Origin of the sequence: Microbispora sp. KK1-11, from assembly GCF_006874435.1 — a bacterium.
GTDB lineage: Bacteria > Actinomycetota > Actinomycetes > Streptosporangiales > Streptosporangiaceae > Microbispora > Microbispora catharanthi.
Genome location: NZ_VIRJ01000018.1, coordinates 110,472 through 136,847, shown reverse-complemented (window position 1 = coordinate 136,847; position 26,376 = coordinate 110,472). Strand labels below are relative to the sequence as shown.

The 26,376-nt window shown below is 71.4% G+C and carries 25 protein-coding genes; 4 read left to right on the top strand and 21 right to left on the bottom strand.

Annotated elements, in window-relative coordinates; all coding sequences use genetic code 11:
* Positions 1–6: 6 nt before the first annotated feature.
* From FLW16_RS24855 to pgsA, 19 genes are all read right to left on the bottom strand, one after another.
* Positions 7–513 (bottom strand): adenine phosphoribosyltransferase, encoded by a 507-nt coding sequence (locus tag FLW16_RS24855; RefSeq protein ID WP_142562535.1) that lies wholly within the window; start codon positions 511–513, stop codon positions 7–9.
* An 84-nt stretch (positions 514–597) separates the two neighbouring features.
* Positions 598–1,638 (bottom strand): protein translocase subunit SecF, encoded by a 1,041-nt coding sequence (secF, locus tag FLW16_RS24850; protein ID WP_142562534.1) that lies wholly within the window; start codon positions 1,636–1,638, stop codon positions 598–600.
* Positions 1,638–3,356 (bottom strand): protein translocase subunit SecD, encoded by a 1,719-nt coding sequence (secD, locus tag FLW16_RS24845; RefSeq protein WP_142562533.1) that lies wholly within the window; start codon positions 3,354–3,356, stop codon positions 1,638–1,640. Before secD ends, secF begins: the two co-directional genes overlap by 1 nt.
* Positions 3,357–3,469: 113 nt before the next feature.
* Entirely contained in the window at positions 3,470–3,826 is a 357-nt protein-coding gene (gene yajC / locus FLW16_RS24840; RefSeq protein WP_142562532.1) for a preprotein translocase subunit YajC, read from the bottom strand.
* Positions 3,827–4,089: 263 nt separating this feature from the next.
* Entirely contained in the window at positions 4,090–5,139 is a 1,050-nt protein-coding gene (gene ruvB / locus FLW16_RS24835) for a Holliday junction branch migration DNA helicase RuvB (protein ID WP_142562531.1), read from the bottom strand.
* A 114-nt stretch (positions 5,140–5,253) separates the two neighbouring features.
* Complete coding sequence (gene ruvA / locus FLW16_RS24830; protein WP_142562530.1) at positions 5,254–5,871, bottom strand: Holliday junction branch migration protein RuvA; 618 nt, start codon at positions 5,869–5,871, stop codon at positions 5,254–5,256.
* Entirely contained in the window at positions 5,868–6,470 is a 603-nt protein-coding gene (gene ruvC / locus FLW16_RS24825; protein WP_142562573.1) for a crossover junction endodeoxyribonuclease RuvC, read from the bottom strand. The genes ruvA and ruvC overlap by 4 nt, the downstream gene beginning before the upstream one ends.
* Positions 6,471–6,580: 110 nt before the next feature.
* On the bottom strand, positions 6,581–7,747 hold the full coding sequence (gene eis / locus FLW16_RS24820; RefSeq protein WP_142562529.1) for an enhanced intracellular survival protein Eis: 1,167 nt from the start codon (positions 7,745–7,747) through the stop codon (positions 6,581–6,583).
* A 97-nt stretch (positions 7,748–7,844) separates the two neighbouring features.
* Entirely contained in the window at positions 7,845–8,597 is a 753-nt protein-coding gene (locus tag FLW16_RS24815; RefSeq protein ID WP_142562528.1) for a YebC/PmpR family DNA-binding transcriptional regulator, read from the bottom strand.
* Between the two features lie 3 nt (positions 8,598–8,600).
* Positions 8,601–9,191, bottom strand: coding sequence for a pyridoxal 5'-phosphate synthase glutaminase subunit PdxT (pdxT, locus tag FLW16_RS24810; RefSeq protein WP_142562527.1), 591 nt, complete (start codon positions 9,189–9,191; stop codon positions 8,601–8,603).
* A 66-nt stretch (positions 9,192–9,257) separates the two neighbouring features.
* Complete coding sequence (locus FLW16_RS24805; protein ID WP_139575030.1) at positions 9,258–9,683, bottom strand: MarR family winged helix-turn-helix transcriptional regulator; 426 nt, start codon at positions 9,681–9,683, stop codon at positions 9,258–9,260.
* A 228-nt stretch (positions 9,684–9,911) separates the two neighbouring features.
* The gene (locus tag FLW16_RS24800) at positions 9,912–10,412 is read right to left on the bottom strand and encodes a PhoD-like phosphatase N-terminal domain-containing protein (protein WP_312847152.1); all 501 of its coding nucleotides are present in this window, start codon (positions 10,410–10,412) and stop codon (positions 9,912–9,914) included.
* 167 nt (positions 10,413–10,579) lie between these two features.
* On the bottom strand, positions 10,580–11,494 hold the full coding sequence (gene pdxS / locus FLW16_RS24795) for a pyridoxal 5'-phosphate synthase lyase subunit PdxS (RefSeq protein ID WP_221891269.1): 915 nt from the start codon (positions 11,492–11,494) through the stop codon (positions 10,580–10,582).
* A gap of 107 nt (positions 11,495–11,601) precedes the next feature.
* Positions 11,602–12,603, bottom strand: coding sequence for a DUF3048 domain-containing protein (locus tag FLW16_RS24790; protein ID WP_142562525.1), 1,002 nt, complete (start codon positions 12,601–12,603; stop codon positions 11,602–11,604).
* Positions 12,604–12,739: 136 nt separating this feature from the next.
* Positions 12,740–13,279 (bottom strand): hypothetical protein, encoded by a 540-nt coding sequence (locus tag FLW16_RS24785; protein ID WP_142562524.1) that lies wholly within the window; start codon positions 13,277–13,279, stop codon positions 12,740–12,742.
* On the bottom strand, positions 13,276–13,431 hold the full coding sequence (locus tag FLW16_RS43910; protein ID WP_185949575.1) for a hypothetical protein: 156 nt from the start codon (positions 13,429–13,431) through the stop codon (positions 13,276–13,278). Before FLW16_RS43910 ends, FLW16_RS24785 begins: the two co-directional genes overlap by 4 nt.
* Positions 13,428–14,561 carry a glycosyltransferase family 4 protein gene (locus tag FLW16_RS24775; RefSeq protein WP_142562522.1) on the bottom strand — a complete coding sequence of 378 codons (1,134 nt, stop codon included), beginning with the start codon at positions 14,559–14,561 and terminating at the stop codon, positions 13,428–13,430. Before FLW16_RS24775 ends, FLW16_RS43910 begins: the two co-directional genes overlap by 4 nt.
* Positions 14,558–15,532, bottom strand: a complete 975-nt coding sequence (locus FLW16_RS24770) for a phosphatidylinositol mannoside acyltransferase (RefSeq protein WP_142562521.1) — start codon at positions 15,530–15,532, stop codon at positions 14,558–14,560. Before FLW16_RS24770 ends, FLW16_RS24775 begins: the two co-directional genes overlap by 4 nt.
* Positions 15,529–16,134 (bottom strand): phosphatidylinositol phosphate synthase, encoded by a 606-nt coding sequence (gene pgsA, locus FLW16_RS24765; RefSeq protein WP_142562520.1) that lies wholly within the window; start codon positions 16,132–16,134, stop codon positions 15,529–15,531. Before pgsA ends, FLW16_RS24770 begins: the two co-directional genes overlap by 4 nt.
* 268 nt (positions 16,135–16,402) lie before the next feature.
* On the opposite strand from pgsA, the gene FLW16_RS24760 reads away from it, so the two are divergent.
* The 3 genes from FLW16_RS24760 (at position 16,403) to FLW16_RS24750 (ending at position 22,635) form a co-directional block, all read left to right on the top strand.
* A complete protein-coding gene (locus FLW16_RS24760) occupies positions 16,403–18,532 on the top strand; it encodes an elongation factor G-like protein EF-G2 (protein ID WP_142562519.1) in 2,130 nt (709 codons plus the stop codon).
* Between the two features lie 239 nt (positions 18,533–18,771).
* Complete coding sequence (locus FLW16_RS24755) at positions 18,772–20,373, top strand: glycoside hydrolase family 10 protein (protein ID WP_142562518.1); 1,602 nt, start codon at positions 18,772–18,774, stop codon at positions 20,371–20,373.
* Positions 20,374–20,499: 126 nt separating this feature from the next.
* On the top strand, positions 20,500–22,635 hold the full coding sequence (locus FLW16_RS24750) for a hypothetical protein (RefSeq protein ID WP_142562517.1): 2,136 nt from the start codon (positions 20,500–20,502) through the stop codon (positions 22,633–22,635).
* Between the two features lie 36 nt (positions 22,636–22,671).
* Here the strand turns inward: FLW16_RS24750 and FLW16_RS24745 are convergent, their stop codons facing one another.
* Positions 22,672–23,223 carry an HIT domain-containing protein gene (locus FLW16_RS24745; RefSeq protein WP_221891268.1) on the bottom strand — a complete coding sequence of 184 codons (552 nt, stop codon included), beginning with the start codon at positions 23,221–23,223 and terminating at the stop codon, positions 22,672–22,674.
* 257 nt (positions 23,224–23,480) lie between these two features.
* Here FLW16_RS24745 and FLW16_RS24740 point away from each other — a divergent pair, with 257 nt between their 5' ends.
* Complete coding sequence (locus FLW16_RS24740) at positions 23,481–24,020, top strand: Asp23/Gls24 family envelope stress response protein (protein WP_142562516.1); 540 nt, start codon at positions 23,481–23,483, stop codon at positions 24,018–24,020.
* Positions 24,021–24,147: 127 nt separating this feature from the next.
* Here FLW16_RS24740 and thrS read toward each other — a convergent pair whose 3' ends face one another.
* Positions 24,148–26,124, bottom strand: a complete 1,977-nt coding sequence (gene thrS, locus FLW16_RS24735) for a threonine--tRNA ligase (protein WP_142562515.1) — start codon at positions 26,122–26,124, stop codon at positions 24,148–24,150.
* Positions 26,125–26,376: the final 252 nt, after the last annotated feature.

The window sequence follows — 26,376 nt, the reverse complement described above, 5'->3', positions numbered from 1 at the left end:
CGCGGCTCAGACGGTGAGCAGGGTGCGGACGTCCAGGCCCGGCAGCCGGTCGCGGCCGGAGAGGAAGGACAGCTCCATCAGGAAGGAGACGGCCACGACCTGCGCGCCCGTCCTTCTGACCAGCTCCACGGCGGCCCGGGCCGTGCCGCCCGTGGCGAGGACGTCGTCCACGATCAGGACCCGGTCGCCGGGGTCGAAGGCATCGGCGTGCACCTCGATCGTCGCGGAGCCGTACTCGAGATCATAGGACGCCTCGTACGTGTCGGCGGGCAATTTGCCCTTTTTGCGCACTGGTACGAACCCGGCGCCGCTGCGGTAGGCCACCGGCGCGGCGAGGATGAAGCCCCGCGCCTCGATGCCGACCACCTTGTCGAACGCCAGGCCGTCCCCGAGCTCGCCCACGACCTGCGTGAAGGCCGCGTGGTCCGCCAGCAGCGGGGTGATGTCCTTGAAGAGGATGCCCGGCTTGGGGTAGTCCGGGATATCCCTGATGAGAGCCGTCCAGTCAGTCACGACGCCCAAGCCTAACGGTGCCGGGGAACACGAAGGCGCCCCCGGAACCGGGCGGGTTCCGGGGGCGCCTGCGATGGGCCGGGATCAGCGCTTCTTGCGCTTCTCCGTGGTCGTGGTGGTGACGTTCTGCGAGCCGGCCGAGACGGGCTCCTTGGTGGCCGCCTTGGCGGCGGAGACCTGCTTGGCGTGCACCCGCTGGGCCAGGGCCTGCCACTTGGGCTCCCGCTCCTTGAGCGTGACCAGGATCGGCGTCGCCACGCACAGGGACGAGTAGGTGCCGACGATCATGCCGACGAACAGGGCCAGCGACAGGTCCTTCAGCGTGCCGGCGCCGAGCAGCGTGGTGCCGATGAACAGGATCGCCGCCACCGGCAGGATCGCCACCAGCGAGGTGTTCAGCGACCGGATCAGCGTGTGGCTGAGCGCGTTGTTGGCGGCCTGCGTGTAGGTCATCTTCGCGCTCGTGCCGAGCTTGCCCGTGACCTCCTTGATCATGTCGAAGACGACGACCGCGTCGTACAACGAATAACCGAGGATCGTGAGGAATCCGAGCATGGTCGCCGGGGTGACCTCGAAGCCCGACCAGGCGTAGACGCCCGCGGTGATCACGAGGTCGTGGACGAGGGCGACGATCGCCGCGAGGGCCATCCGCCACTCGAAGGCCACCGACAGGTACAGCATGATCGCGATCATGAAGACCGCGAGGCCGATCCAGGCCTTCTGCGAGACCTCGCCACCCCAGGTGGCGCCGATGACCTGCGAGCTGACGTCGTCCTTCGTGACGCCGTACTTCTGGGCCACCGTCTGCTGGACCTTGGTCACCTCGTCGCCGTTGAGGCTCTCGGTGGTGACCCGCCAGTTCGGGCCGGCCTGCTGCACGATGATCTGGTGGACTCCGGCGTCCGCGACGGTCTCGCGGACCTGCTCGATGCTGGAGCCGGGCGTGCGCTTGAAGTCGAAGACCGAGCCGCCGCGGAACTCCACGCCCAGGTTCAGCCCGTTCAGCGCCAGGCCCAGGATGGAGACGGCCAGCAGGAACACCGACAGGCCGTACCAGATCTTGCGCTTGCCGACGAAGTCGATGTTGATGTCGCCGCGGTAGAGGCGGCTGATCACTCCCGGCATCACGCCTCCTGCAGGGTCTGCTCGGCGGGGCTGGTGCGGCCCATGCGCTCCGCGTCGAGTCCGGACAGCTTGTGGCCCTTCGAGAAGAACCGCAACCGCGCCACCAGGGACATCAGCGGCTTGGTGAAGAGGAACACCACCACGATGTCGATGAGCGTCGTCAGGCCCATCGCGAACGCGAAGCCGGCCACGTCGCCGACCGCGAGGAAGAAGAGCACCACCGCGGCGATGAACATGACGGCGTCGGCGACCAGGATGGTCCGCCGGGCGCGCCGCCAGGCCACCTCCACCGCCGAGCGCAGCGTTCGGTGGCCCTCCTTGATCTCGTCGCGGATCCGTTCGAAGTAGACGATGAACGAGTCCGCGGTGATGCCGATCGAGACCACCAGACCGATGATGTGCGGCAGCGAGAGCCGGAAGCCGGCGTTGTGGCTCAGCACGTCCACCGTCAGGTACGTGAACACGGTGGCCACGGCCAGGCTGGCGATGCCGATGAGGCCGAGGCCGCGGTAGTAGAGCAGCAGGTAGAGCATGACGACGATCAGGCCGAGCGCGCCGGCGATGAGGCCGCCGTTGAGCTGGTCCTGGCCCAGGGTCGAGGAGACCGAGACCACCGAGTCCTGCCGGAACTTCAGCGGCAGCGCGCCGTACTTGAGCTGGTCGGCGAGGTCCGTCGCCGTCGTCTGCGTGAAGCTGCCGGAGATGCGGGCGCTGCCGCCGGGGATGGCCTCCTCGATCGTCGGAGCGACGATGACGACGCCGTCCAGCACGTTGGCGAGCTGGTTGCGCGGAGCCGGCAGGCTCGTGATGCGGCGGGTGATGTCGGCGAACTGCGTGGCGCCCTTCGACTTGAAGTCGACCTGGACGATCCACTCACCCGTGGTGGGGTCGGTGCCCGCCTGCGCGCCGCTGATCTCGGTGCCCTGCACCGCGGCCTTGTCCAGGATGTACCGCGCCGAGCCGTCGTCGCTGCAGGCGACGATCTGCTTGTTCGGGTCGTCGATGGCGCCCTGACCGCGGTTCTTCGCGGTGCAGTCGATGGTGCGGAACTCGGCGAGCAGCGCCGGGTCGATGCCGCTGGTGTCCTGACCGGCCAGTGGGTCGCCCGTGTCCTGCGGAGCGGCCGTCGGCGTGGGGCTGGGAGCCGCCGAGGGCGAGGCCTTGGCCCGGGCGCCCCGGGCGGTCCCGGCGCCCGCCCTGTGGTGGGTCGTGGCCCTCGTCGAGGTGCTCGGCTCCGGCGACGGCGCGGTCAGCGCCTTCGACAGGGCACGGCCGGCGGGAGACGCGTTGCCGTTCGGGGCCGCGCTCTCCCTGGCCGTCGACGACGCGGCCGGAGTGGCCCCGGGCGTCGCGGCGGCCGACCCGCTGGGCGTGGGCGCCGCGGTGGGCACCTGGGCCGGCTGGTTCGTGGCGGCGGCCACCGCGAGCACCTGCCGCATGCGCAGTTCGGCGGTGGTCGACACCAGCCGCAGCGCCTCGTCCCTGCCCGCGCCCGGAATCTGGATCACGATGTTGTCGTTCGACTTCGCGACCTGGGCGTCGGAGATGCCGGTGCCGTTGACGCGCTGCCGGATGATCGTCACGGCTCGGTCGAGGCTCTCCTGCGACGGCGCCTTCCCGTTCGCCGTGACCGGCGTGAGCGTCACCGTGGTGCCGCCCGCGAGGTCGAGGCCGAACTTGGGGACGAACGCCTTCTGAAGGGCGACCGTCGCGCCCATGACGAGAATGAGCGCGAGGAGCAGCAGGAGTGTGCGTCCAGGCTTGCTCTGGCTACTGGTCGGTGGGGCCACTGGAGGTCAGTTCTTTCGTCGAAAGGTTGTGATCAGCCTACTCAGGACTGCTTGGTGCTCGTATCGTCACCGTTCCCCGTGTCGGGACCGTCCGTCACGGTCTCCTCGGCCTCCTCGGCCGTCACCTCGTCCACGGGGGTGAGCACCCTGCCGATCGCCGCCTTGACCCAGCGGGTCTCGACCCCTGGGGCCACCTCCAGCACGACGTCGTCGTCCTGGAGGGCGACGACCGTCGCGAACAGGCCTGTCGTGGTCATGACCCGGACGCCCGGGGTGAGGGAGTTCTGCATCTGGACCTGCTCCTGCTGCCGCTTGCGCTGGGGGCGGATCAGGAGGAAGTAGAAAACCACTACCAGCAAGATCAGTGGCAGGAACGTCCCAAGCGGGTTGTTACCCACGGGGGCCACCCTTCCGTAACGTGATGAACCGGCCTGACGCCGGAGGTCTTGTGCGCTTCACACGCGGGCCACCGCGACTTCTCGCGTGTGCGGCCAGTCAAGCCACGCAGTGTATGCGAGCCCGCAGAAGCCCGGCAACGAACCCACGGCTCGCCGGGCAGGAAAGTTCCCGTTTCATGGGCTTCGCAATCGGTCTGTTACCTCTTTGCCCCGGTTTCCGCTTCCGGCCGCCGCGCCGGCGCAAAGCGTGGCGGGAGGGGCGATCAGGCGTCGTCGAAGAGCGTGGGCACCGCCACAGAGCCGACGGCGTCGGGAGGCGGAGTCAGACCGAGGTGCGCCCAGGCGGTGGCGGTGGCGACGCGGCCCCTCGGGGTGCGGGCCAGCAGCCCCTGCCGCACCAGGAAGGGCTCGGCCACGACCTCGACGGTCTCCGGCTCCTCCCCCACGGCCACCGCGAGCGTCGACAGGCCCACCGGGCCGCCGCCGAACTTGCGCAGCAGCGCGTCGAGCACGGCACGGTCGAGCCGGTCCAGCCCTTCGGCGTCCACCTCGTAGAGGTTGAGCGCCGCCGCCGCGACCTCCTGGTTGATCACGCCCTCCGCGCGGACCTCGGCGAAGTCGCGCACCCGCCGGAGCAGGCGGTTGGCGATGCGGGGCGTGCCGCGCGAGCGGCGGGCGATCTCGTGGGCGCCCTCGTCCGGCAGCTCCACCGACAGCAGTCGCGCGGAGCGCCTCAGCACCTGCTCCAGCTCGGCCACCTCGTAGAAGTCCATGTGGGCGGTGAAGCCGAACCTGTCGCGCAGCGGCGCGGGCAGCAGCCCCGCCCGGGTGGTGGCCCCGACCAGCGTGAACGGGGCGATGTCGAGAGGGATCGAGGTGGCGCCGGGGCCCTTGCCGACGACGATGTCCACCCGGAAGTCCTCCATGGCGAGGTAGAGCATCTCCTCCGCCGGGCGGGCCATGCGGTGGATCTCGTCGATGAACAGGACCTCTCCCTCGGTCAGCGTGGACAGGATCGCGGCGAGATCGCCCGCGCGCTCCAGCGCCGGGCCTGAGGTCATCCGCAGCGGCGCGCCGAGCTCGGAGGCGATGATCATGGCGAGCGTCGTCTTGCCGAGCCCCGGGCCGCCGCTCATCAGGACGTGGTCGGGCGGGCGGTTGCGGCGCAGGGCGCTCTCCAGGACCAGCGACAGCTGCTCGCGTACCCGGCCCTGGCCGATGAACTCGTCCAGGCGCCTGGGGCGCAGCGCGGCCTCGATCGCCCGCTCGTCGCCCTCGGGTTCCGGCGACACGAGATCCCGCTCGAAGCTCACTCGACACCATCCGCTCGACCTGCCGGGACCCGTCCGCTTCCCGGTGAAACTTTCATCGAACCATCAGCCCGCCACGCGCCCCGCACCGTGGGCGAGGCGCGGCCCTTCACAGGATCACCGCACGCTCAGCGCGCGCAGGGCGGACTTGAGCAGCGCGGCCACCTGCGGGGTGCGGCCGGCGGCGACCTCCGCCTCGGCCTCCGCGCTGACCGCCGCGACCGCCTCGTCGGCGTCCCTGGACGAGTAGCCCAGCCCGACCAGTCCCGCGTGGACCTGGTCGCGCCAGACGGGCGCCGCCGCGCCGTTGATCGCGGCGTCGACGGCCGCCGCCGGGGTGCCGAGCTTGTCCTTGAGTTCGAGCACGATGCGCTGCGCGCCCTTCTGGCCGATGCCGGGCACCATCGTCAGGGCCTTGATGTCGGCGCTCGCCACCGCGACCCGCAGCGCGTTGGGCGCGTGGACCGCGAGCATGGCCAGGGCCAGGCGCGGCCCGACCCCGCTGGCCGTCTGGAGCAGCTCGAAGACCGTGCGCTCGTCGTCGGAGGCGAAGCCGTACAGCGTGAGCGATTCCTCGCGGACGACGAGCGAGGTCGACAGCCGGGCGGGTTCGCCGACGCGTAGCCCGGCCAGGGTGCCGGGGGCGCAGTGGACGAGCATCCCGACGCCGCCCACCTCGACCACGGCGCTGTCGGCTCCGATCGCCGCCACCTGCCCCGCAACGGATGCGATCACCGCGTGCTCCCTCCCCGGTCCGGACGCCCGGCCGCGACTTCGCCGGGCCTCCCAGTCCTACCAGAGCCCGCGGGGCCCACACCCCCGGAACGGGCCCGGGCCAGGGCGTCGGCCAGGCGGTGCTGCACGCCGCCGCGCCAGACGTGGCAGATGGCCAGGGCGAGCGCGTCGGCCGCGTCCGCGGGCTTGGGCATGGCGTCGAGCCGCAGCAGCCGGGTGACCATCGTGCCGACCTGCTTCTTGTCGGCGTTGCCGTTGCCCGTGATGGCGGCCTTGACCTCGCTGGGCGTGTGCAGCGCGACCGGCAGCCCCCGCCGGGCCGCGCAGACGATCGCGACGGCCGACGCCTGGGCCGTCCCCATGACCGTGCGGACGTTGTGCTGGGCGAAGACCCGCTCGACGGCGACCGCGTCGGGCTTGATCTCGTCGAGCCAGCGCTCGATCTCCGCCTCGATGACGACCAGCCGGGACCCGATGTCGTCGTCGGCCGGGGTTCGGACCACCCCGACCGACAGCAGGCTCAACGGCGCGCCCGGACGGCCCTCCACGGCGCCGAGACCGCACCGTGTCAGCCCCGGGTCCACGCCCATCACCCGCAGTTGGGGCAACCGCACCGGCACGCCTCCCTGATCCCGGCGGCGCGGCCGCCGCTGCGCCGAACATCTGTTCGGTCGGTCACTCTATCGCGATCAGCGGCCGCGCGGGTGCGTCAGAAGTAGTCGATCATGTACGCGCCGCAGCCGAACGCGGCGTCCAGTGCGTCGTCGGCGTCGGGAGAGCCGCCGCTCAGCAGGCCGGCACGGCGGAGCGTGGCCGTGGGCACGCCGGCGAACAGCGCGGACATCCCGCCGATCGTGAGGCGCGTCGCCTCCGCGGCAGGCCCGCCGGGCCGCGTCACGGAGCCGGCGCCGCCGTCCACCCGCAGCACCCACGTACCCGCGTTGCCCGGGCGCAGGGAGTCGGTCACCTCGACGGGGGTCTCGACGCGGACCCCGGCGGGGAAGCCGCGCCCCTCGACCGCGGCGGGCAGGTCGATCAGCCGGAACATCCACCGGGTCTGGGTGACCTCGTCCTTCGACCGCTCCCGCAGCATCCAGAGCACCGGGTCGGCGGGGTCGACGCAGGCGGTCACCGACTTCGCGACGGTCGAGGCGCTGCCGACCAGCGACCAGAGGGCCCTGGACGTCGCCTCCGACCCCGCGAGCAGGTTGTCGACCTCGATGTCCCCGTCGCTCCACCGGTAGACGACGAACCCGTCCTCGGCCAGGTAGCAGAAGTCGTCGTCGTCCTCCAGCCACAGCCGCCAGGTCCGCTCGTCGAAGCACAGCGGCCCGCTCGCGCGGGTGGCGGCGTGCACCCTGCCGATCAGGGCCACGAGCTCGGCCGCGTCGGCGGGGCCCATCCGGCGCAGCTTGACCGTGCCGGCCGCGCCGCCGCCCAGCGTACGCAGCGCCTCGGTGGGCACGGTGATCCGCTGGAGCACGCCGGCGTGCTCGTAGCCCGCGCTCCGGTACACCGGCGTGGTGGCCGGGTAGAGCGCGGAGACCGCGTGGCCGAGCTCCGCGCAGCGCTCGATGGCCGCGTGTGTGAGCGCCCGGCCCACTCCCCTGCCACGGTCCTCGGGCGACACCGTCACGCCCGCCACGCCGCCCATGGACAGTGGCCGGCCGTGCCACCACTGGACGTACGGGTTGATCCTGGCCGTGCCGACGAGGCGAGGGCCGTCGAAGGCGCCCAGGTAACGGCCCTCGGGCAGCATCGGGGAGACGAGCTTGCGCCAGGTCTCGGCGCCGCCGCCGGACAGCGGGCCGAAGGCGCGCCTGCGGTTGTCGAGGACGGCGTCCAGGTCGTCGCTCGTGAGATGACGGATTTCCACAACCGGCCAAGCTATGCGGGCTCCGGCGGCCTCTGCCACCGGTTTTCCGCCCCGTCGCCGAGCCGGGGCCGCAGCGCCCCTTGTCCGCCTCCGGCGGTCAGGCCTCGACCTTCTCCATGACCTCGTCGCTCACGTCGAAGTTCGCCCAGACGTTCTGGACGTCGTCGCTGTCCTCGAGCGCGTCGATGAGCTTGAAGACCTTCCGGGCGCCGTCCTCGTCCAGCGGGACGTTGAGCGTCGGGACGAAACTGGCCTCGGCCGACTCGTAGTCGATGCCCGCGTCCTGCAGCGCCTTGCGCACCGGGATGAGGTCGGAGGCCTCGCTGATCACCTCGAAGTTGTCGCCGAGGTCGTTGACCTCCTCGGCGCCCGCGTCGAGGACGGCCATGAGCACGTCGTCCTCGGTCAGCGACCCCTTGGGGACGATCACGACGCCCTTGCGGTTGAACATGTACGACACCGAGCCGGGGTCGGCGAGCGAGCCGCCGTTGCGGGTCAGCGCCACACGCACCTCGGACGCCGCGCGGTTGCGGTTGTCGGTGAGACACTCGATGAGGACCGCGACGCCGCCGGGGGCGTAGCCCTCGTACATGATCGTCTGCCAGTCGGCGCCGCCGGCCTCGAGGCCGCCGCCGCGCTTGCGGGCCCGCTCGATGTTGTCGATCGGGACCGAGTTCTTCCTGGCCTTGGTGATGGCGTCGAACAGCGTGGGGTTGCCGTCCGGGTCGGGCCCGCCGGTCCTGGCCGCGACCTCGATGTTCTTGATGAGCTTGGCGAAAAGCTTGCCGCGCTTGGAGTCCAGCGCCGCCTTCTTGTGCTTCGTCGTCGCCCATTTGGAGTGGCCGGACATCGCCTAGAGCTCCCTCACCATTTCGACAAAATACGAGTGCACCCGCGCGTCGCCGGTCAGCTCCGGGTGGAAGGACGTCGCGAGCAACGGTCCCTGTCGGACCGCGACGATCCTATCCCCAGCTTCGGTGCGGCCCAGCACTTCCACGTCGGGCCCCACGGACTCGACCCAGGGCGCGCGGATGAAGACGGCCCTGATCGTCCCGCGCCCGGCGAAGTCGAGATCGGCCTCGAACGAGTCGACCTGGCGGCCGAAGGCGTTGCGCCGGACCACCATGTCGATGCCGCCCAGCGTCTCCTGGCCCTCGATGCCGCCCTCGATCCGGTCGGCCAGCATGATCATGCCGGCGCACGAGCCGTAGGCGGGCATGCCCTCCTTGATCCGCAGCCGCAGCGGTTCGAGCAGCTCGAAGATGGCGGCGAGCTTCCACATCGTGGTCGACTCCCCGCCCGGGACGACCAGCGCGTCCACCGCGGCGAGCTCCTCCTGCCTGCGCACCGGCGTGGCGGTCGCGCCCGACTCCTCCAGAGCGCGGATGTGCTCGCGCACGTCGCCCTGCAGGGCGAGCACGCCGATCTTGGGTGCCGACGTCACGGTTTCCCTTCCTGTGGTGACCCTGTTCAGGGTATGGCCACGGTCTTGCGCGCCCAAAACGATAAATCAGGAGCGGCCCAGCTTCGCGAGGGCGGGGAGGGCGCGGGCGATGGCCGTACGCTCCTCGGGGGTCAGCGCGCCCAACCGGCCGGACAGGTAGGCGATCCTGGCCTGCCGTACGGCCCGGAGGCGGTCGCGGCCCTCGCCCGTCAGTTCGACGGTGCGCACCCGCGCGTCCGAGGCGTCGGTGCCCCTCGTGACGAGACCGGCCTCCTCCAGGCGGTTGACCTGCACGCTCATCGTCGGCAGCTGCACACCATGCTCCTCGGCCAGGTCCGTCATCCGGCACGCGCCGTCCTCCAGGGAGCCGAGCACGGAGTACTGCTGCGCGGTGACCGGCTGCCCCGCCGTCGTACGGCGCAGCAGCATCACGATGTGGCGCAGCTCGCGTGACAGGTTCTCGGCGAGCCGTCCGGTGTCGTCGGTCGTCATAGCAGGTCACCATAACGGTGGCCGGCCCGGCGCAGACGAAGCGGGCGGCGCCCCCAGAAAGGGGACGCCGCCCGCTCGGCGTGCCGGAGCGCGCCGTCAGGGGCGCTCGGTCTCCTGCCGCACGGTCGCCTCCACCATGTCCTCGGCCCGTCGTCTCCCGCCGAGCCGCGATCGAGGGGTCGAGCGGGCGCAGGTACGTCTGCTGCACGCCGGGCACCCTGTCCTCGATCACGAACGTCGCCCTGGTGCGCACCTCGGACCCGGGGGCCGGTACGACGGGCACCACCTTGAAGCCGGCGGTCCGTCGCCCAGGTGGAGGACCAGGTCCGGGTGGTCCTCGGCCAGGCGGCGGTAGGACGTGAAGTAGCCGTGCTCGTACTGGGCGCAGGACACGAAGGCCATCGTCAGCGGGCCGCCGAACGACAGGGGGTGCGGCGCGGTCAGGGCCCTGCCGGCCGGTGAGACGTGCGGCCCGAGGCGGAAGCGGTACCAGTACTCCCTGCCGGGTTCCAGGTGGTCCGCCTCGACGTGGACGCTGTGCCCCCATTCCGGGCTCGCCTCTGCCACGCCCGCCCGCACCACGCGGTGGCAGCGCTCGTCGGCGTAGACCTGCCACTGGACGGCGAACGTCCGCTGCGGCATGCCGCCGAGCCCGTCCTCGGCCAGCGGCTGCGGAGCGAGGCGGGTCCAGATCACGAAGCCGGCGTGGTCGGGGCCGCCCGAGGCCACGCCGAGCGTGAACGGGTCGGAACGCAGGTCGCGCGAGGCGAGTTCGCCCGCCGCCTCGGGCGTGGGCGTGGCGGCGCCCCGAATCCGGCATCAGGCCGCGAACAGCAAGAACGCCCGGCTGGTATGTCCCAGCCGGGCGTCCGTCCCCACAGCTCTTCCGGGGATGCCTACCAGCCCCGCTCGGCGAGGCGGTGCGGCACGGGGATGTCGTCGACGTTGATGCCGACCATCGCCTCGCCCAGACCGCGCGAGACCTTGGCGATCACGTCGGGGTCGTCGTAGAACGTGGTGGCCTTGACGATGGCGGCGGCGCGCTTGGCGGGGTCGCCGGACTTGAAGATGCCCGAGCCGACGAACACGCCCTCGGCGCCGAGCTGCATCATCATCGCGGCGTCGGCCGGGGTGGCGATGCCGCCCGCGGTGAACAGCACCACCGGCAGCTTGCCGGTCTTGGCGACCTCGGCCACCAGCTCGTACGGCGCCTGCAGTTCCTTGGCGGCGACGAACAGCTCGTCCTCGGGCAGCGAGGTGAGGCGCTTGAGCTCGCCCCGGATCTTCCGCATGTGGGTGGTGGCGTTGGAGACGTCGCCGGTGCCGGCCTCGCCCTTGGAGCGGATCATCGCGGCGCCCTCGGTGATGCGGCGCAGCGCCTCGCCGAGGTTGGTGGCCCCGCACACGAAGGGGACGGTGAACTGCCACTTGTCGATGTGGTTGGCGTAGTCGGCCGGGGTGAGGACCTCGGACTCGTCGATGTAGTCGACCCCGAGCGCCTGGAGCACCTGGGCCTCGACGAAGTGGCCGATCCTGGCCTTGGCCATCACCGGGATGGAGACGGCGTTGATGATGCCCTCGATCATGTCGGGGTCGCTCATCCGGGACACGCCGCCCTGGGCGCGGATGTCGGCGGGGACGCGCTCCAGCGCCATGACGGCGACGGCTCCGGCGTCCTCGGCGATCTTCGCCTGCTCCGGGGTGACGACGTCCATGATGACACCACCCTTGAGCATCTCGGCCATGCCGCGCTTCACGCGGGCGGTGCCGACGGCGGTGGTCTCGTTGACTTCGGGGGTGCTGCTGGACACGGTGATACCTCACGACGGCGGGCCTACGGAATCCCCTCCATCGTAGGCGGTGGCCGATCCCGCACCCGACGCACCCATATGTCAGGGTCGATCAGGCCGTTTGTCCATCATGGCGCGACGGGCTTGCGCGAGGCGAGCACGACCCAGACCTGGCCGCGGGCGAACGGCATGGGCGTGCCGTCGGCCATGGTGTAGGTGGTGCCCTCCTTCTCCGAGGCGCGCGACCACTTCACCCGGTAGGCCTGCCCGTCCCTGAGCACGACGCCGGTGCCCTTGCCCACCGTGTGCACGAGCGGGGTGTAGCTGCCGGTGAAGTCGTGGAACTCCGAGCGGTCGGTCTTCACCCACTGGATGACGATCGTCGGGGCGCCCTGCTGGCCGCCCTCGGCCGCCATGTCCTTCTCGCCGTCCTGCGTCACCAGCCAGCGCTTCTGGGCGGCCGACCAGGCGAAGGTGAAGCGGGCCGCCGGGTAGCGGACGCTGACGCTCTTCTGCGGCGTGCCCCCGGCCGGCGGTTCGTCGGAGAAGACGAAGCCGATGTCGTCCGCCTTGCTCGCCTGCGGCGCCTTGGCCAGCAGCTTCCTGGGGCTGCCGACCAGGTTGTACGGCGCGACCCGCCCGGCCGCACGGGTGTAGGCGCCGGGGACCCGGCTGTCGGACACGTCGAACAGCGAGGCCTTCTGGACGTAGGGGATCATCTTCGTCTGCACGCCGGAGTAGGCCAGGGCGGGCTTGCCGAACATCGGGAGGATGTGCAGGTCGGAGATGCGGGCGCTGCGGACCGGCCCCACCTGGGCGGGCAGCTTGGAGGAGAAGATCGCCATGAGCCGGGTGAGCCCGCCCTCGACCTGCTCGACGAAGACGACGTCGGCGCTGCGCAGGCCCATCTGCGGCTTGCCCGCGTGGGTGTTTTCGATCTTCACGGCGAGGACCGGCTTGCGGGCGGCGACGGGGCGGCCGGTGAACGGGTGCTCGGGAGGCGGCGTCGGCGACGGGGACGCGAGCGGGCTCGCGTCCTGGGACTGGGCGGCGGGCTTGTCGTCGCCAGAACACGCGGTTCCGGTCAGGATGACCGCCATGGCCAGCGTGAAGCCGATCCCTGCCCGCACCGTACCCGCTCCTCCCGGTGGAGAGCCCCCCGCCGCCAGGCACGACGGACCTGGCCCACGCGGACCCGTTGACCAGCATGGCTATGAAACGGCATGAGCTTACCGGGATCAGCCCGAAATGCCCGACAAAAAGTGACTATCCAGTAGCGAGGGATTCGGGCGGTTCGTCATCGATGTCGAAGAAGCGGGGCGGATCGGTGTGCCCGGCCAGGCGCAGCGACCGGGCCAGCCAGCGCCGCTGCGCCGTACGGGTGACGCCGGCGGCGTTGTTGTAGAAGCGGCGCGAGTAGACGACCTTGGCGACCGCCGTGTCCAGTTCCTCCAGCAGCGCCGCCCCTGCGGCGTGCTCGGCCAGCTTCTCCCGGAACCGCTCCTGGTCGACCACCGCCCGCAGCGTCCTCGACAGGTCGCTCTCGGCGTGCTCGCGCTCGTCCGGCCCCGCCGTACGGGCCTCGTGGGCGGCCGCGGCGAGCACCAGCGAGGTGGCGGGGTCGAGAATGCGCGAGCCGGCGAGCTCCAGGCAGACCGCGGCGCGGCGCAGCAGCGCGGCGTCGAGCGCGGCCTGCGCGGTCTCCAGGCGGATGTGGAGGCGGTCGAGCCGCCCGGCCCGCCAGGAGACGTAGACGGCGAACAGCACGACGACCACGGCCGCCACGAGGATCAGGGTCGTGGTCACGCCGGCACCTCCCCGCGCGGCGCCGGGCCGCCGCGCCCGGCCGCGCCTGTGTCGATCGTCCCTGTGTCGATCGTCCCTGTGTCGATCGTCCCTGTGTCGATCGTCCCTGTGTCGATCGTCCCTGTGTCGATCGTCCCTGTGTCGATCGTCACGGCAGCACGTCCTCCACCACGCCCGCGCTGGCGTGGGTGACCGTCTCGTAGACGCGCACGACCTCCCGCGCGACCGTCGACCAGTCGTACTTCCACACCGCCTGGCGGGCCTCGTCGGAGAGCTTCGCGCGCCGCTCGGCGTCGTCGAGCAGCCGCGCGGCCTCCCTGGCCAGGGCGGCCGGGTCCCCGGTGGTGAACAGCGCCCCCGCCTGCCCCTCGCCCAGCACCCGCCGGAAGGCGGGGATGTCGCTGGCGAGGATCGGCGCCCCGGCCGACATGGCCTCGGTGAGCACGATGCCGAAGCTCTCCCCGCCCAGGTTGGGCGCGCAGAAGACGTCCACGGAGTGGTAGGCGCGCACCTTGTCGGCCTCGCTGACCATGCCGAGCAGCCCGACCCTGTCCCGATACTGCTTGGACACCCGCCCGAGCACGTCGTCGGGGTCGCCGGGGCCGGCGATCAGCAGGCGCAGCGCGGGCCGCTCGGGGGCCAGCAGGGCGAACGCCTCCAGCAGCACGGCCAGGCCCTTGCGCGGCTCGTCCATCCGCCCGAGGAAGCCGATCACGTTGCCGTCCGGGCCCCAGCCCGGCAGCGGCTCGCCCTCGGCGTACCTGCGCACCGTGACGCCGTTCGGGATCAGCACCGCGTCGCCGCCGAGGTGCTCCACCAGCGTCTTGCGGGCGGCGTCGGAGACCGCGATCCTGCCCGTGATCTTCTCCAGCGCGCTCTGCAGCATCGGCGCGGCCACCGACATCGCCCGCGACCGCTCGTAGGAGGCGTGGAACGTGGCCACGATGGGCCCTCGGGCGACCCAGCAGGCGAGCACCCCGAGGGACGGCACGGCGGGCTCGTGCACGTGCAACACGTCGAACCCGCCCTCCCTGATCCACTTGCGCACGCGGTTGGCCGACAGGAACCCGAACGCCAGGCGGGCGACCGACCCGTTGTACGGCACGGGCACGGCGCGGCCCGCCGGGGTCACGTACGCCGGCAGTTCGGCGTCGTCGGCCGCGGGGGCGATGACGGACACCTTGTGCCCGTCGTCGATGAGCGCCTCGGCGAGGTCCCTGATGTGCGCCTGCACGCCCCCGGGGACCTCCCAGGTGTACGGGCAGACGATGCCGACGTTCACGACCCGGCCCCGCCGCGGGGCTCCAGGTCGTCGAGCCACAGGCGCTGGAGCATGTGCCAGTCCTCCGGATGCTCCGCGATGCCCTTCTCGAACACCGCCGCCACGGCCTGGGTCATCACCCTGACCTTCTCCTCCCGCGTCCCCTCGGTCGGGGCGGGGATCTCCTCGTAGATGCGGATGCCCCAGCCGTCCCCGTCGAACCACAGCACGGCGGGCAGCAGTGCGGCGCCCGTCTGGATCGCCAGCACGGCGGGACCGGCGACCATGCGCGTCCTGGCGCCGAAGAACTCGACCTCGACGCCGGAGGCGGTCAGGTCGCGCTCTGCGGGCAGGCAGACCGGCTTGCCCTCGCGCAGCCGCTTGGCGAGCGTGCCGAACGCCATCGCGCTGCCGCCGTCCCTGGCGGTCAGCGGCAGCACCTCCATGCCGAGTTGCTCGCGGTAGGCGACGAAGCGCTCGAACAGCGACTCCGGCTTCAGCCGCTCGGCGACGGTGGTGAAGCGGTGGCCCATGTGGACCAGCCAGGCCCCGGCGAGGTCGTAGTTGCCCATGTGGGGCAGCGCGACCACCACTCCCCTGCCCCGGGCGAGGTTGTCGAAGATGTGCTCGCCCCCGGTGGCCCGGGTGCCGTCGAGGATGCGCTCGCGGGTGTAGGCGGTGAAGCGGAACGACTCCATCCAGTACCGGAAGTAGGAGCGCATGCCGGCCCGGCTCAGCTCGCGTACGGCGTGGTCGCCGGGGTCGCCGCCGACGACGCGGGCCAGGTTGGCCTCCAGGCGGCGCACGGACTTGCCCCGCCTGCGCCACAGCCGGTCGGCGAGGACCCGGAAGAACCAGGCGGCCGCCCGTTCCGGCACGTATCGGACCACGGCCCAGCCGGCGGTGTACGCCGCCGCGACCAGCCGGTCGGCGAGCGGCGCCGTGCCGGGTCGCGAGGGCCGCCCGGGGGGTGGGCCGGCCGTGCCCTTCATCTGACCACCGCCTGTCTGTAGACGTGCACCATCCGCTGGACCACCGTGACGGCGCTGGCGGCGGCGAGCAGCCAGAGCCCTGCCGCCAGGACGTACGGCACGCCGAGGCCGGACAGGCCGGCCGCGACGAGCACGACCACGAGACGCTCCCCCCGTTCGGCGATGCCGACGTTCGCGGTCATGCCGAGACCCTCGGCCCTGGCCTTGGCGTAGGAGACCAATGCTCCCGCGACGAGACAGAAGAGCGCGACTGTCGCGAGGACGATCTCGGGCTCGTCCTTGAGGACGAAGTAGAGGATCAGCCCCGAGAAGATCGAGGCGTCGCCGAGACGGTCGAGCGTGGAGTCCAGGAAGGCGCCCCACGTGCTCCCCTTGCCCGTCATCCGGGCCAGCACGCCGTCCAGGAGGTCGGCGAGCACGAAGAACGTGATGACGAGCGTTCCCGCGAACAGATGCCCGAGCGGGTAGAAGACGAGAGCCGAGGCCACCACTCCGAGCGTGCCGATCGTGGTGATCACGTCGGGCGAGATCCCCCAGCGGGCGAGGGCTCGGCCCAGCGGGGTCATGACTCGGGTGACGGCGGGACGCAGGATGTTCAACATCGCCGTCCGATCGTAGGCCATCCGGCGCCGCCGCACCTCGCAAGCACATTCCGCCGAAAAGTCTTGTGATATGCGCCACATGGGTAAAGGGTGAAGAGCACGCGCCCGCAGGACCGCGCGGAGATGACACGGAGGTGAACCGCCGCGTCAGCCGCCGTACGGTCCTGGAAGGGCGAGGCCCCCGGGCGCGGACAGCGACGGCACGAGCGGCCGGCGCGGGGTGCGTGCCACGTGCCCATCCCGACCGCTCAGAGATTCGGGAGGCGATGTGGCCGAAAGATCATCCGGCGCGACAACAGGGGCCGCGGGCAGGGCACCCGCGGCCGATCGGCCGGACATGGTGCGCAATGTCGTGCTGGTCGGCCATTCCGGGGCCGGGAAGACCACGCTGGTCGAGGCGCTGCTCGCGGAGACGGGCACCATCCAGCGTCCCGGCCGGGTCGAGGACGGCACGACGGTCAGCGACTTCGACGAGGTGGAGGTACGCCAGCAGCGTTCCGTCAACCTGTCGGTCGCCCCCGTCGTCCACAACGGCATCAAGATCAATTTTCTGGACACCCCGGGGTACGCGGACTTCGTCGGCGACCTGCGGGCCGGGCTGCGCGCGGCCGACGCGGCGCTGTTCGTCGTCTCGGCGGCCGAGGGCGTGGACGGGCTCACCCGCATGCTCTGGGAGGAGTGCGCGCTCGTGGGGATGCCCCGCGCCGTGGTCATCACCAAGATCGACCACCAGCGCGCCAACTTCGACGAGGTCCTCGCCACCTGCCAGGACGCGTTCGGCGACGGCGTGGCGCCGCTCTACCTGCCGGTGGACGGCACCGGGCTGCTCGGCCTGCTGTCGCAGCGGCTGTTCGACTACGGCGGCGGGCGCAGGACCGAGCGGGAGCCGGACGCCGACCAGCTCGCGCTCATCGAGCAGTACCGCGGCGACCTCATCGAGGGGATCATCCAGGAGAGCGAGGACGAGTCCCTGATGGACCGCTACCTCTCCGGCGAGACGATCGACACCAAGGTGCTCATCGACGACCTGGAGAAGGCGGTCGCGCGGGCCGGCTTCTACCCGGTCCTCGCCACGGCGCCGGGCGTCGGCATGCTGGAGCTGCTGGAGATCGTCACACAGGGCTTCCCTTCGCCCCTGGAGCACCCGCTGCCGAAGATCACCTCGATCGACGGCAAGCCGTGCAGGGAGATCACCGCCGATCCTGACGGCCCGCTCGTGGCCGAGGTCGTGAAGACCACGAGCGACCCGTACGTGGGACGGATCAGCCTGGTCCGGGTCTTCTCGGGCACGCTGCGACCGGACATGACGGTGCACGTCTCCGGTCACGGCCTGGCGGAACGGGGGCACGAGGACCACGACGTCGACGAGCGGGTGGGCGCGCTGTCGTCGCCGCTCGGCAAATCGCAGCGGACCGTGGGCAAGTGCGTCGCCGGGGACATCTGCGCGGTCGCCAAGCTGTCGCGGACCGAGACGGGCGACACGCTCTCGGACAAGGACGACCCGCTGCTGGTCGAGGCGTGGACCATGCCGGAACCGCTGTTGCCGGTCGCCATCAGGGCCAAGTCGAAGGCCGACGAGGACAAGCTCAGCCAGGCCCTGAGCCGCCTGGTGGCGGAGGACCCGACCCTGCGGCTGGAGAACAACGCCGAGACCCGCCAGCTCGTGCTGTGGTGCATGGGAGAGGCGCACTCCGACGTCCTGCTCGACCGCCTGGCCAAGCGGCACGGGGTGGAGGTCGAGAAGATCGACCTGCGCGTGCCGCTGCGGGAGACGTTCGCCGGCAAGGCGCAGGGCATGGGGCGCAACGTCAAGCAGACCGGCGGCCACGGGCAGTACGCGATCTGCCACATCGAGGTCGAGCCGCTGCCGTCGGGCGGCGGGTTCGAGTTCGTCGACAAGATCGTGGGCGGCGTGGTGCCGAGGCAGTTCATCCCGTCCGTGGAGAAGGGCGTGCGGGCGCAGATGGAACGCGGGGTCGTCGCCGGCTATCCGATGGTCGACGTGCGCGTCACGCTCTACGACGGCAAGGCGCACTCGGTCGACTCCTCCGACATGGCCTTCCAGATCGCGGGTCAGCTCGCGCTCAAGGAGGCCGCGTCCAAGGTGGCGACGCACCTGCTCGAACCGGTGGACGAGGTGGCGGTGCTCGTGTCGGACGAGTACGTCGGAGCCGTGATGTCCGACCTGTCCTCCCGCCGCGGCAGGGTGCTCGGCACCGAGCCTGTCGGCACCGGCCGCACGCTGGTGCGCGCCGAGGTGCCGCAACTGGAGATCACGCGGTACGCGATCGACCTGCGGTCGCTGTCCCACGGGGCGGGCACGTTCAGCCGCTCCTTCCTGCGGTACGAGCCCCTGCCCGCCCATCTTGCCGACAAGGTGGCCGCGGCGGGCGAGTAGCGGCCCGATCGGAGCGATTTCGGAGACCCCGGCGGCCCGCCTCCCGGCCGCCGGGGTTTTCGCAGCTCATCCGCACCGTCGCCGGCGCCGGGTTTCGCACGCCCGGGGTAAGGGGAGCCCCAGAGGGTGCCCCGCGTCACATCCGCATCACAAGTTCATTTCGTTTTTCTGGCTAAACCGCTCTTTTGCCGATGTAAGACTTGTGGCCGGACTTACTGGCAAATCGGAGGGGTAGCCACGTGACCGAGCGGAGACAGGTCGTCCGCCCGTTGATCGCGACCACCGTCATCGCCGCCGTCGCCGTCGGAGCCGCCTACACGTTCGGCCCCGGCGCCCAGGCCGAGAAGGTCGGCGCGGAAAAGGCCGGCCGTACGACGGTGCCGAAGGCGACGCGGCAGCACGTCGACGCGGAGACGCTCACGGCGGCGGACACCTGCGCCACCAGCGCGAAATACCCCAAGCGCCAGCTTCGCGGCGTCTGGATCGCCACGGTGCACAATCTCGACTGGCCGTCGAAATCGGGCCTGTCGCCCGACCGGCAGAAGGCCGAATATGTAAAAATCCTCGACAACGCGGTCAAGCGGCGCCTGAACGCGGTGTTCTTCCAGGTGCGGCCCGCCTCGGACGCGATCTACCGCTCGTCGATGGAGCCGTGGTCCCAGTGGCTCACCGGCACGGCGGGCAAGGACCCGGGCTGGGATCCGCTGCCGTTCCTGGTGGAGGAGGCCCACAAGCGCGGCCTGCAGTTCCACGCGTGGTTCAACCCCTACCGGGCGGCCGACTCGGTCTCCTCGAAGCTGCCCGCGGGGCACCCGGCGCTGCTGCATCCCGACTGGACCGTCAAGCACGAGGGCAAGCTGTACTACAACCCCGGCCTGCCGCAGGTGCGCGACTGGGTGACCAAGGTCGTGACGGACGTGGTCAAGCGCTACGACGTCGACGGCGTCCACTTCGACGACTACTTCTACCCCTACCCCGGACGGGGCACGCGGTTCGCCGACCAGGCCGCGTACAAGAAGTACGGCAAGGGCATGACCCTGGCCGACTGGCGGCGGCGCAACGTGAACCAGCTGGTCGCCCAGGTCTCGCAGGCGGTCCACACGGCCAAGCCGTACGCCGTCTTCGGGATCAGCCCGTTCGGCATCTGGCGCAACAAGGCCGAGGACCCGGCGGGCTCGGCCACCAAGGGCATGTCGGCCTACGACTCGATCTACGCGGACGCCAGGGCGTGGATCAAGGCGGGCTCGGTCGACTACGTGATGCCCCAGCTCTACTGGCCCAGGGGATTCGCCGCCGCCGACTACTCCGTGCTCGCCAAGTGGTGGGCCGACGCGGTGAAGGGCACCGACGTCGACCTCTACATCGGGCAGGCGCTCTACCGGGTGGGCGCCGCCGACACCCCGGCCTGGACCAAGGCGGGCGAACTGCCCGCCCACCTCACGCTGAACCGCAAGTATCCGGAGATCTCGGGCGACGTCTACTTCAGCGCCGCGCAACTGGTGAAGAACCCGATGGGCGTGCTCGACCGGATCATGAAGAGCCACTACGCCCGCCCGGCGCTGCCGCCGGTGCTCAGACAGGGGTCCGCGCCCGCCGCCCCGCGCGGGGTGAAGGCGACCGGCGGGACGCTGACGTGGCAGGCCCAGCCGGGCGCCCAGTCATACGGGATCTACCGGGTGACGGGCAAGGACGCCTCCTGTGCCACGGCGGACGCGCGCAACCTGGTGGCCGTCGTGCCGGCTTCCCAGGCTCCGTCGTACGCCGCCGGCGACCCCGGCGCCTACTACGTCACCGCCGTCGACCGCCTCGGCAACGAGAGCCCCGCGACCCGGGCGGCCTGACCCCTCCCTCCGTTGCGACGTGTCGTCCCGGATTGCTGCGCGGCCTTCAAGAGGTCCGGTAGCGTGGTCGCGAGTTTTTTCAAGATCACGTACGGGGACTGCGCGTACGGGGACTGGGAGTCGCCGGTGAGAGACACGTGGGTGAGGCGTGCGGTCGTCGCCGTCGTGTTCGGTGTGTCGGTCGTGGCCTCCGCTCCCGCGGCGGCCGCGTCCGCCGCACTCGCGGCCGGGCCGGCGACGGCGGCCGGTGAACGGGTCGTGCTCGTCGGAGTCCCCGGCCTGATGTGGAGCGACGTCACCCCGGCCGACACCCCGAACCTCTGGCGGCTCGCCGGCGACTCCGCCCTCGGCTCCCTGTCGGTGCGGGCCATACGCAAGGACACCTGCCCGTACGACGCCTGGCTCACGGTCTCGGCCGGGGTGCGGTCGGCGGTGGGGGGAGCGTGCGGCATGGCCCCCACGCCCGAGGCCGACGGCGAGGGGGCGGTGGTCCCCGAGTTCTCCTGGCTGTGGGAGGTGCGGGAGCAGGACGACGCGGGCACACTCGGGCAGGCCCTGCACGCGGCCGGGCGGACGACGATGGCCGTCGGCCCGGGAGCGGCGCTCGCGCTGGCCGACCGCGAGGGCCGGGTGGACGTCTACGCCCCCTCTCCCGCCGAGGTCACGCAGTGGTCGCGCGGCGACGTGGTCGCCGTCGAGATCCCCGACCTCGTCGCGCCCTACGTCTCCGGCGACCGGCTGAGCGACGTGCCCGAGCGTCTGTCCGCCGAGGCGCGGCGGGCCGCGGCGCGGGCGGCCGACGCGAAGCTGGGCTCGTTCCTGCCGCGGCTCGGATCGGCGACGGTGCTGGTCGCCGGACTCTCCGACCACGGTTCCGTCCCCCACCTCAGGGCCGCGATGATCCATGGTGGCGGGGCTTCGGGCACGCTCGGCGCCCGCTCCACCCACAGGGACGACATGATCATCCTTCCGGATCTCACCGCCACGATCCTGGCCAGGGCCGGGGTGGCCGCTCCCCCGGCCGTCGTCGGCGTGCCGGTCGAGACCCATGGGACGGGCGGAAACCTGGACGAGCGTGTGGCGGCCCTGCGCACCGCCGACGTCGCCGGGCAGACCATCCGCGACACGACAGGCGTCTTCTTCACCACGCTCGCCGTGCTCCAGGTGGTCTTCTACGTCACCGCGTTCCTGCTGCTGCGCCGCCGCGACGGGCTGCCCGCCGTACGGGCCGCCGCCGTGGCGCTCGCCTCGATCCCCGTCTCGACCTACCTCGTCAACCTCACCCCGTGGGCCCGTACGGCGCAGCCCGCGGTCACGCTCTTCGCCGCGATCGCGGCGATCGCCGCGGCGCTGACCGTGGCGGCCCTCGCGGGGCCGTGGCGGCGCGGCGTGCTCGGGCCGCTGACCGTGATCGCGGCGGTGACCGCGGCCGTGCTGCTCGGCGACCTGCTGACCGGCACGCCCCTGCAGCTCAACAGTCTGATGGGCTACACGGGCGTGGTCGGCGCCCGCTACTACGGTCTGGGGAACATCCCCTTCGCGTTGCTCGCCACGGCCGTGCTGCTCGTCACCACGGCCGCCGCCGACCGGCTGGTCAGAGCGGGCCGCAAGGCCGTCGCGGTGACCCTGGTCGCCGCGCTCGGGGCCTTCGCGATGCTGCTCGACGGCTGGCCGGGCGTGGGCAGCGACTTCGGCGGCGTCATCGCCTTCGTCCCGGGCATCGCGGTCACCGCCCTGATCGTGGCGGGCAGGCGGGTGTCGATCGTCAAGCTGGGCGCGTTCTGCGCCGCGGGCGGCGTTCTGGTGATGGCGATCGCCTACCTCGACTACCTGCGTCCCCCGGCCAGCCAGACGCACCTGGGCCGCTTCGTGGGGCAGGTGGCCGACGGCACGTTCCTGCCGGTGATCTCCCGCAAGCTCGGGGCGATGCTCTCCACGCTGCTCAGCCCCAACCTGATGCCCGTGGTGATCGCCGCGTTCGCGTTCCTCGTCTTCGCGCTGCTGCGGCCGGGGGCGGCGAGCGCCGGCGTCCTGCCGATCGCGTTCGAACGGGCGCCCATGCTCAGGGCGGGCCTGCTCGGCGCGCTCGTGAGCGGCCTGGTCGGCATGCTCGTCAACGACTCGGGCGCCGCGGTGCTGTCCATGGCCCTGGCTCTGGCCGTGCCGCTCGTCCTCAGCGCGGGCATCCGCGCCCTGCAGCACGGCGAGCCGGTCCCGGCCGCCGGATCGCCGGGCCCGCCTGCGAGCCCCGCGGCGGCCTGACGCCGTCCGGGCGACCGGCTCTTGACCGGGCAGCGGTCAGGAGGCGGCGGGCCAGGCCTCCGCGAGCAGGTCACGCGTGTCGCGCAGCAGCTGCGGCAGCACCTTGGTGCGCCCGACCACCGGCATGAAGTTGGTGTCGCCGCCCCACCGGGGCACCACGTGCTGGTGAAGGTGGGCGGCGATGCCCGCGCCCGCCACACCGCCCAGGTTCATGCCGACGTTGAAGCCCTGCGCCCCGCTCGCCTTGCGCAGCGCCTGCGTCGCGCGCTTGGTGAACTCGGCCAGCTCCGCCGTCTCGGGCCCGTCGAGGTCGGCGTAGTCGGACACGTGCCGGTAGGGGCAGACCATCAGGTGCCCGGAGTTGTACGGATAGAGGTTGAGCACGGCGAACACGGCCGATCCCCGGGCCACGATCAGCCCGTCCTCGTCGGGGAGCTTGGGAATCTCGCAGAACGGGCAGCCGTCATCCGCGCCGGACCCGCTGGGCTTGTTCTCGCCCTTGATGTAGGCCATCCGGTGCGGGGTCCAGAGGCGCTGGAAATCGTCGGGAATCCCGGCGCCCGCCTGCTCGATCGGCTCTGAATCCACGTCCGCGATCTCCTCCGCTCCCGTTGTCCCCGTGCGTTGTCCCCGTGCGTGGTCCCGTGCGCGTCGCACTGTGCAGCAGCATATGACCTCGCGGATCTCCTCTCACCGGCCGGGTTGCGCCAGAGCCACGACCACCGGCCCACGACCGTTAGGGCCGCGACCGTACGGCCCGCCGATATCCGCGGACAGCGGACGGCTCGCTTGGTCATCGGGCAGAATGCACCTGCCCGACGTCCCACCCCCCGAGGAGCCGTCACATGAGCGAGGCCGCCGCCGTCGAGGAGCGAGTGGAAGAGCAGACCGACGCGTACGCCGAGGGGAGCCTCGACGACCCGGCGGGCGTGGAGGCGGCCGATCCGGCGGAGCCGGAACTCCCCCTGGAGACGCCGCGGCCCGAGGCGCCGACCGCGAACGTCCTCAAGGGCCGGATCAAGGTCGCCGACGAGGTGGTGGAGAAGGTGGCCGCGCTGGCCGCCCTGGAGATCCCCGGCGTGGCCGACCTGGGTGGCGACCTGGAGCGTGCCTTCGAGTCCGTGCGCGACCGCATCGGCGTGGGGACCAAGCGGGCGACGCAGGGTGTGCAGGCCAGGATCCAGGACCAGCAGGTCTCGGTCGACGTGACCATCGTCATCGTGTACGGCCACGTGGTGATGGACGTCGCCACCGAGGTCAAGGTCAACGTGGCCCGGTCGGTGAGCCGCATGCTCGGCATGCGCGTGGTCGAGGTCAACGTGACCGTCGACGACGTCCGCCTTCCCGGTCAGGACTCCCCCACCAGGGACGCCCCGGCCGCCTGAGCCGGGCCGATCCGCCCCGGAGGCCTCCTCTGATCGCCCCGGGCATTCCTGGCCGTCCCACTCTGCCGGCAGAAGCGAGAACGCGGGAGCCCCCGGGTGGGGGCTCCCGCGTTCGGGGTGACGACGATCAGACCTGGATGCGGCGGCGGACCGCGTCGACGATCTCGTCGATCGCCTGGTCGATCGGCACGCCGTTCTTCTGCTCGCCGTTGCGGTAGCGGAAGGAGACCGCGCCCGCGGCGATGTCGTCGTCGCCCGCGAGGAGCATGTACGGCGCCTTGGCCTTCTGGGCGTTGCGGATCTTCTTCTGCATGCGGTCGTCGCTCTCGTCGACCTCGACCCGGATGCCGTGCTCGCGCAGCCGCTTGGCGACGTCCTGGAGATAGGGCGCGTGGGCGTCGGCGATCGGGATGCCGACGACCTGCACCGGGGCGAGCCACGCGGGGAACGCGCCCGCGTAGTGCTCGACCAGCACACCGAAGAAGCGCTCGATCGAGCCGAACAGCGCCCGGTGGATCATGACGGGCCGCTGCCGGGTGCCGTCGGGAGCCTGATACTCGAGACCGAAGCGCTCGGGCAGGTTGAAGTCGAGCTGGATGGTCGACATCTGCCAGGACCGGCCGATCGCGTCCCGGGCCTGCACCGAGATCTTGGGCCCGTAGAAGGCCGCGCCGCCCGGGTCGAGGACCAGCTCCAGATTCTCGGACTCGGCCACCTCCCGCAGGGTCTGGGTGGCCTCCTCCCACGTCTCGTCGGTGCCGACGTACTTCTCCGGGTCCTTGGTGGACAGCTCCAGGTAGAAGTCCTCCAGGCCGTAGTCGCGCAGCAGGTCGAGCACGAACCGCAGCAGCGAGGTGAGCTCGTCGCGCATCTGCTCACGGGTGCAGTAGATGTGCGCGTCGTCCTGGGTCAGGCCGCGTACCCGGGTGAGTCCGTGCACGACGCCCGACTTCTCGTAGCGGTAGACCGTGCCGAACTCGAACAGCCGCAGCGGCAGCTCGCGGTAGGACCGCCCGCGCGCCCCGAAGATCAGGTTGTGCATCGGGCAGTTCATCGGCTTGAGGTAGTAGCGCGCGCCCTCCAGCTCCATGGGAGGGAACATGCCGTCGGCGTACCAGTCGAGGTGGCCGGAGATCTTGTACAGGTTGTCCTTCGTGATGTGCGGGGTGTTGACGAAGGAGTAGCCCGCCTCCTCGTGCCTGCGGCGCGAGTAGTCCTCCATGACCCGGCGGATCACGCCGCCCTTGGGGTGGAACACCGGCAGGCCCGAGCCCAGCTCGTCGGGGAACGAGAACAGGTCGAGCTCGGCGCCCAGCTTGCGGTGGTCGCGCTTTTCGGCCTCCTCCAGGAGGTGGAGGTACTCGTCCTGCTTCTCGCGGGACTCCCAGGCGGTGCCGTAGATGCGCTGGAGCTGCGGGTTCTTCTCGCTGCCCCGCCAGTAGGCGCCGCCCGACCGCATGAGCTTGAACGCCGGGATGACCCGGGTGCTCGGCAGGTGGGGCCCCCGGCACAGGTCCTTCCAGCACAGCTCGCCCGACTTGGGGTCGAGGTTGTCGTAGATGGTCAGCTGGCCGCCGCCGACCTCGACGTTCGCGCCGTCGGCCGAGTCGGCCGCGCCGCCCTTGAGCCCGATCAGCTCCAGCTTGTACGGCTCGGCGGCGAGCTCGGCGCGGGCCTCGTCGTCGCCGACCGGACGGCGCCGGAAGGTCTGCCCCTGCTTGACGATCTCGCGCATGCGCTTCTCGATGCGCTTGAGGTCGTCGGGGGTGAACGGCTCGCGGACGTCGAAGTCGTAGTAGAAGCCGTTCTCGACCGGCGGGCCGATGCCGAGCTTGGCCTCAAGGAAGATCTCCTGGACGGCCTGGGCCATGACGTGCGCGGTGGAGTGGCGCAGGATGGCCCGGCCGTCGGGGCTGTCGATCGCGACCGGCTCGACCACGTCGCCCTCGGCGACCTCGGCGGCCAGGTCACGCAGCTCGCCGTTGATCCTGGCGGCGATCACCGACCTGCCGTCGGCGCCGAGCGCCTCCCCGGCCGTCGTACCCGCCGCCACCACGCGCTCGGCTCCGGCGAGGGTGATGCGTATCTCAAGGGCGGCGGACACGGTGGCTCCTTAGGACAGTGTCGATGTAGCGCGCACGCGGAGAGGCGGCGGCTCCGATGCCTCCGATGCTACCGGAGCAGTAGGCCGTGCTCCGGCCTTCGCTCAAGGCCTGAGGTGCAGCGGGTTCTCCAGGTGAAGTCGCCCCGGTTGCGTGGACAGGCCGGCGGGTGTTCGTCACGGATCGTGACGGCGTGTTGACGTACGCCGCGGCCGGGTCGCCGTCACATGAGGCGCCGGCTGTGAGGCGCGGCC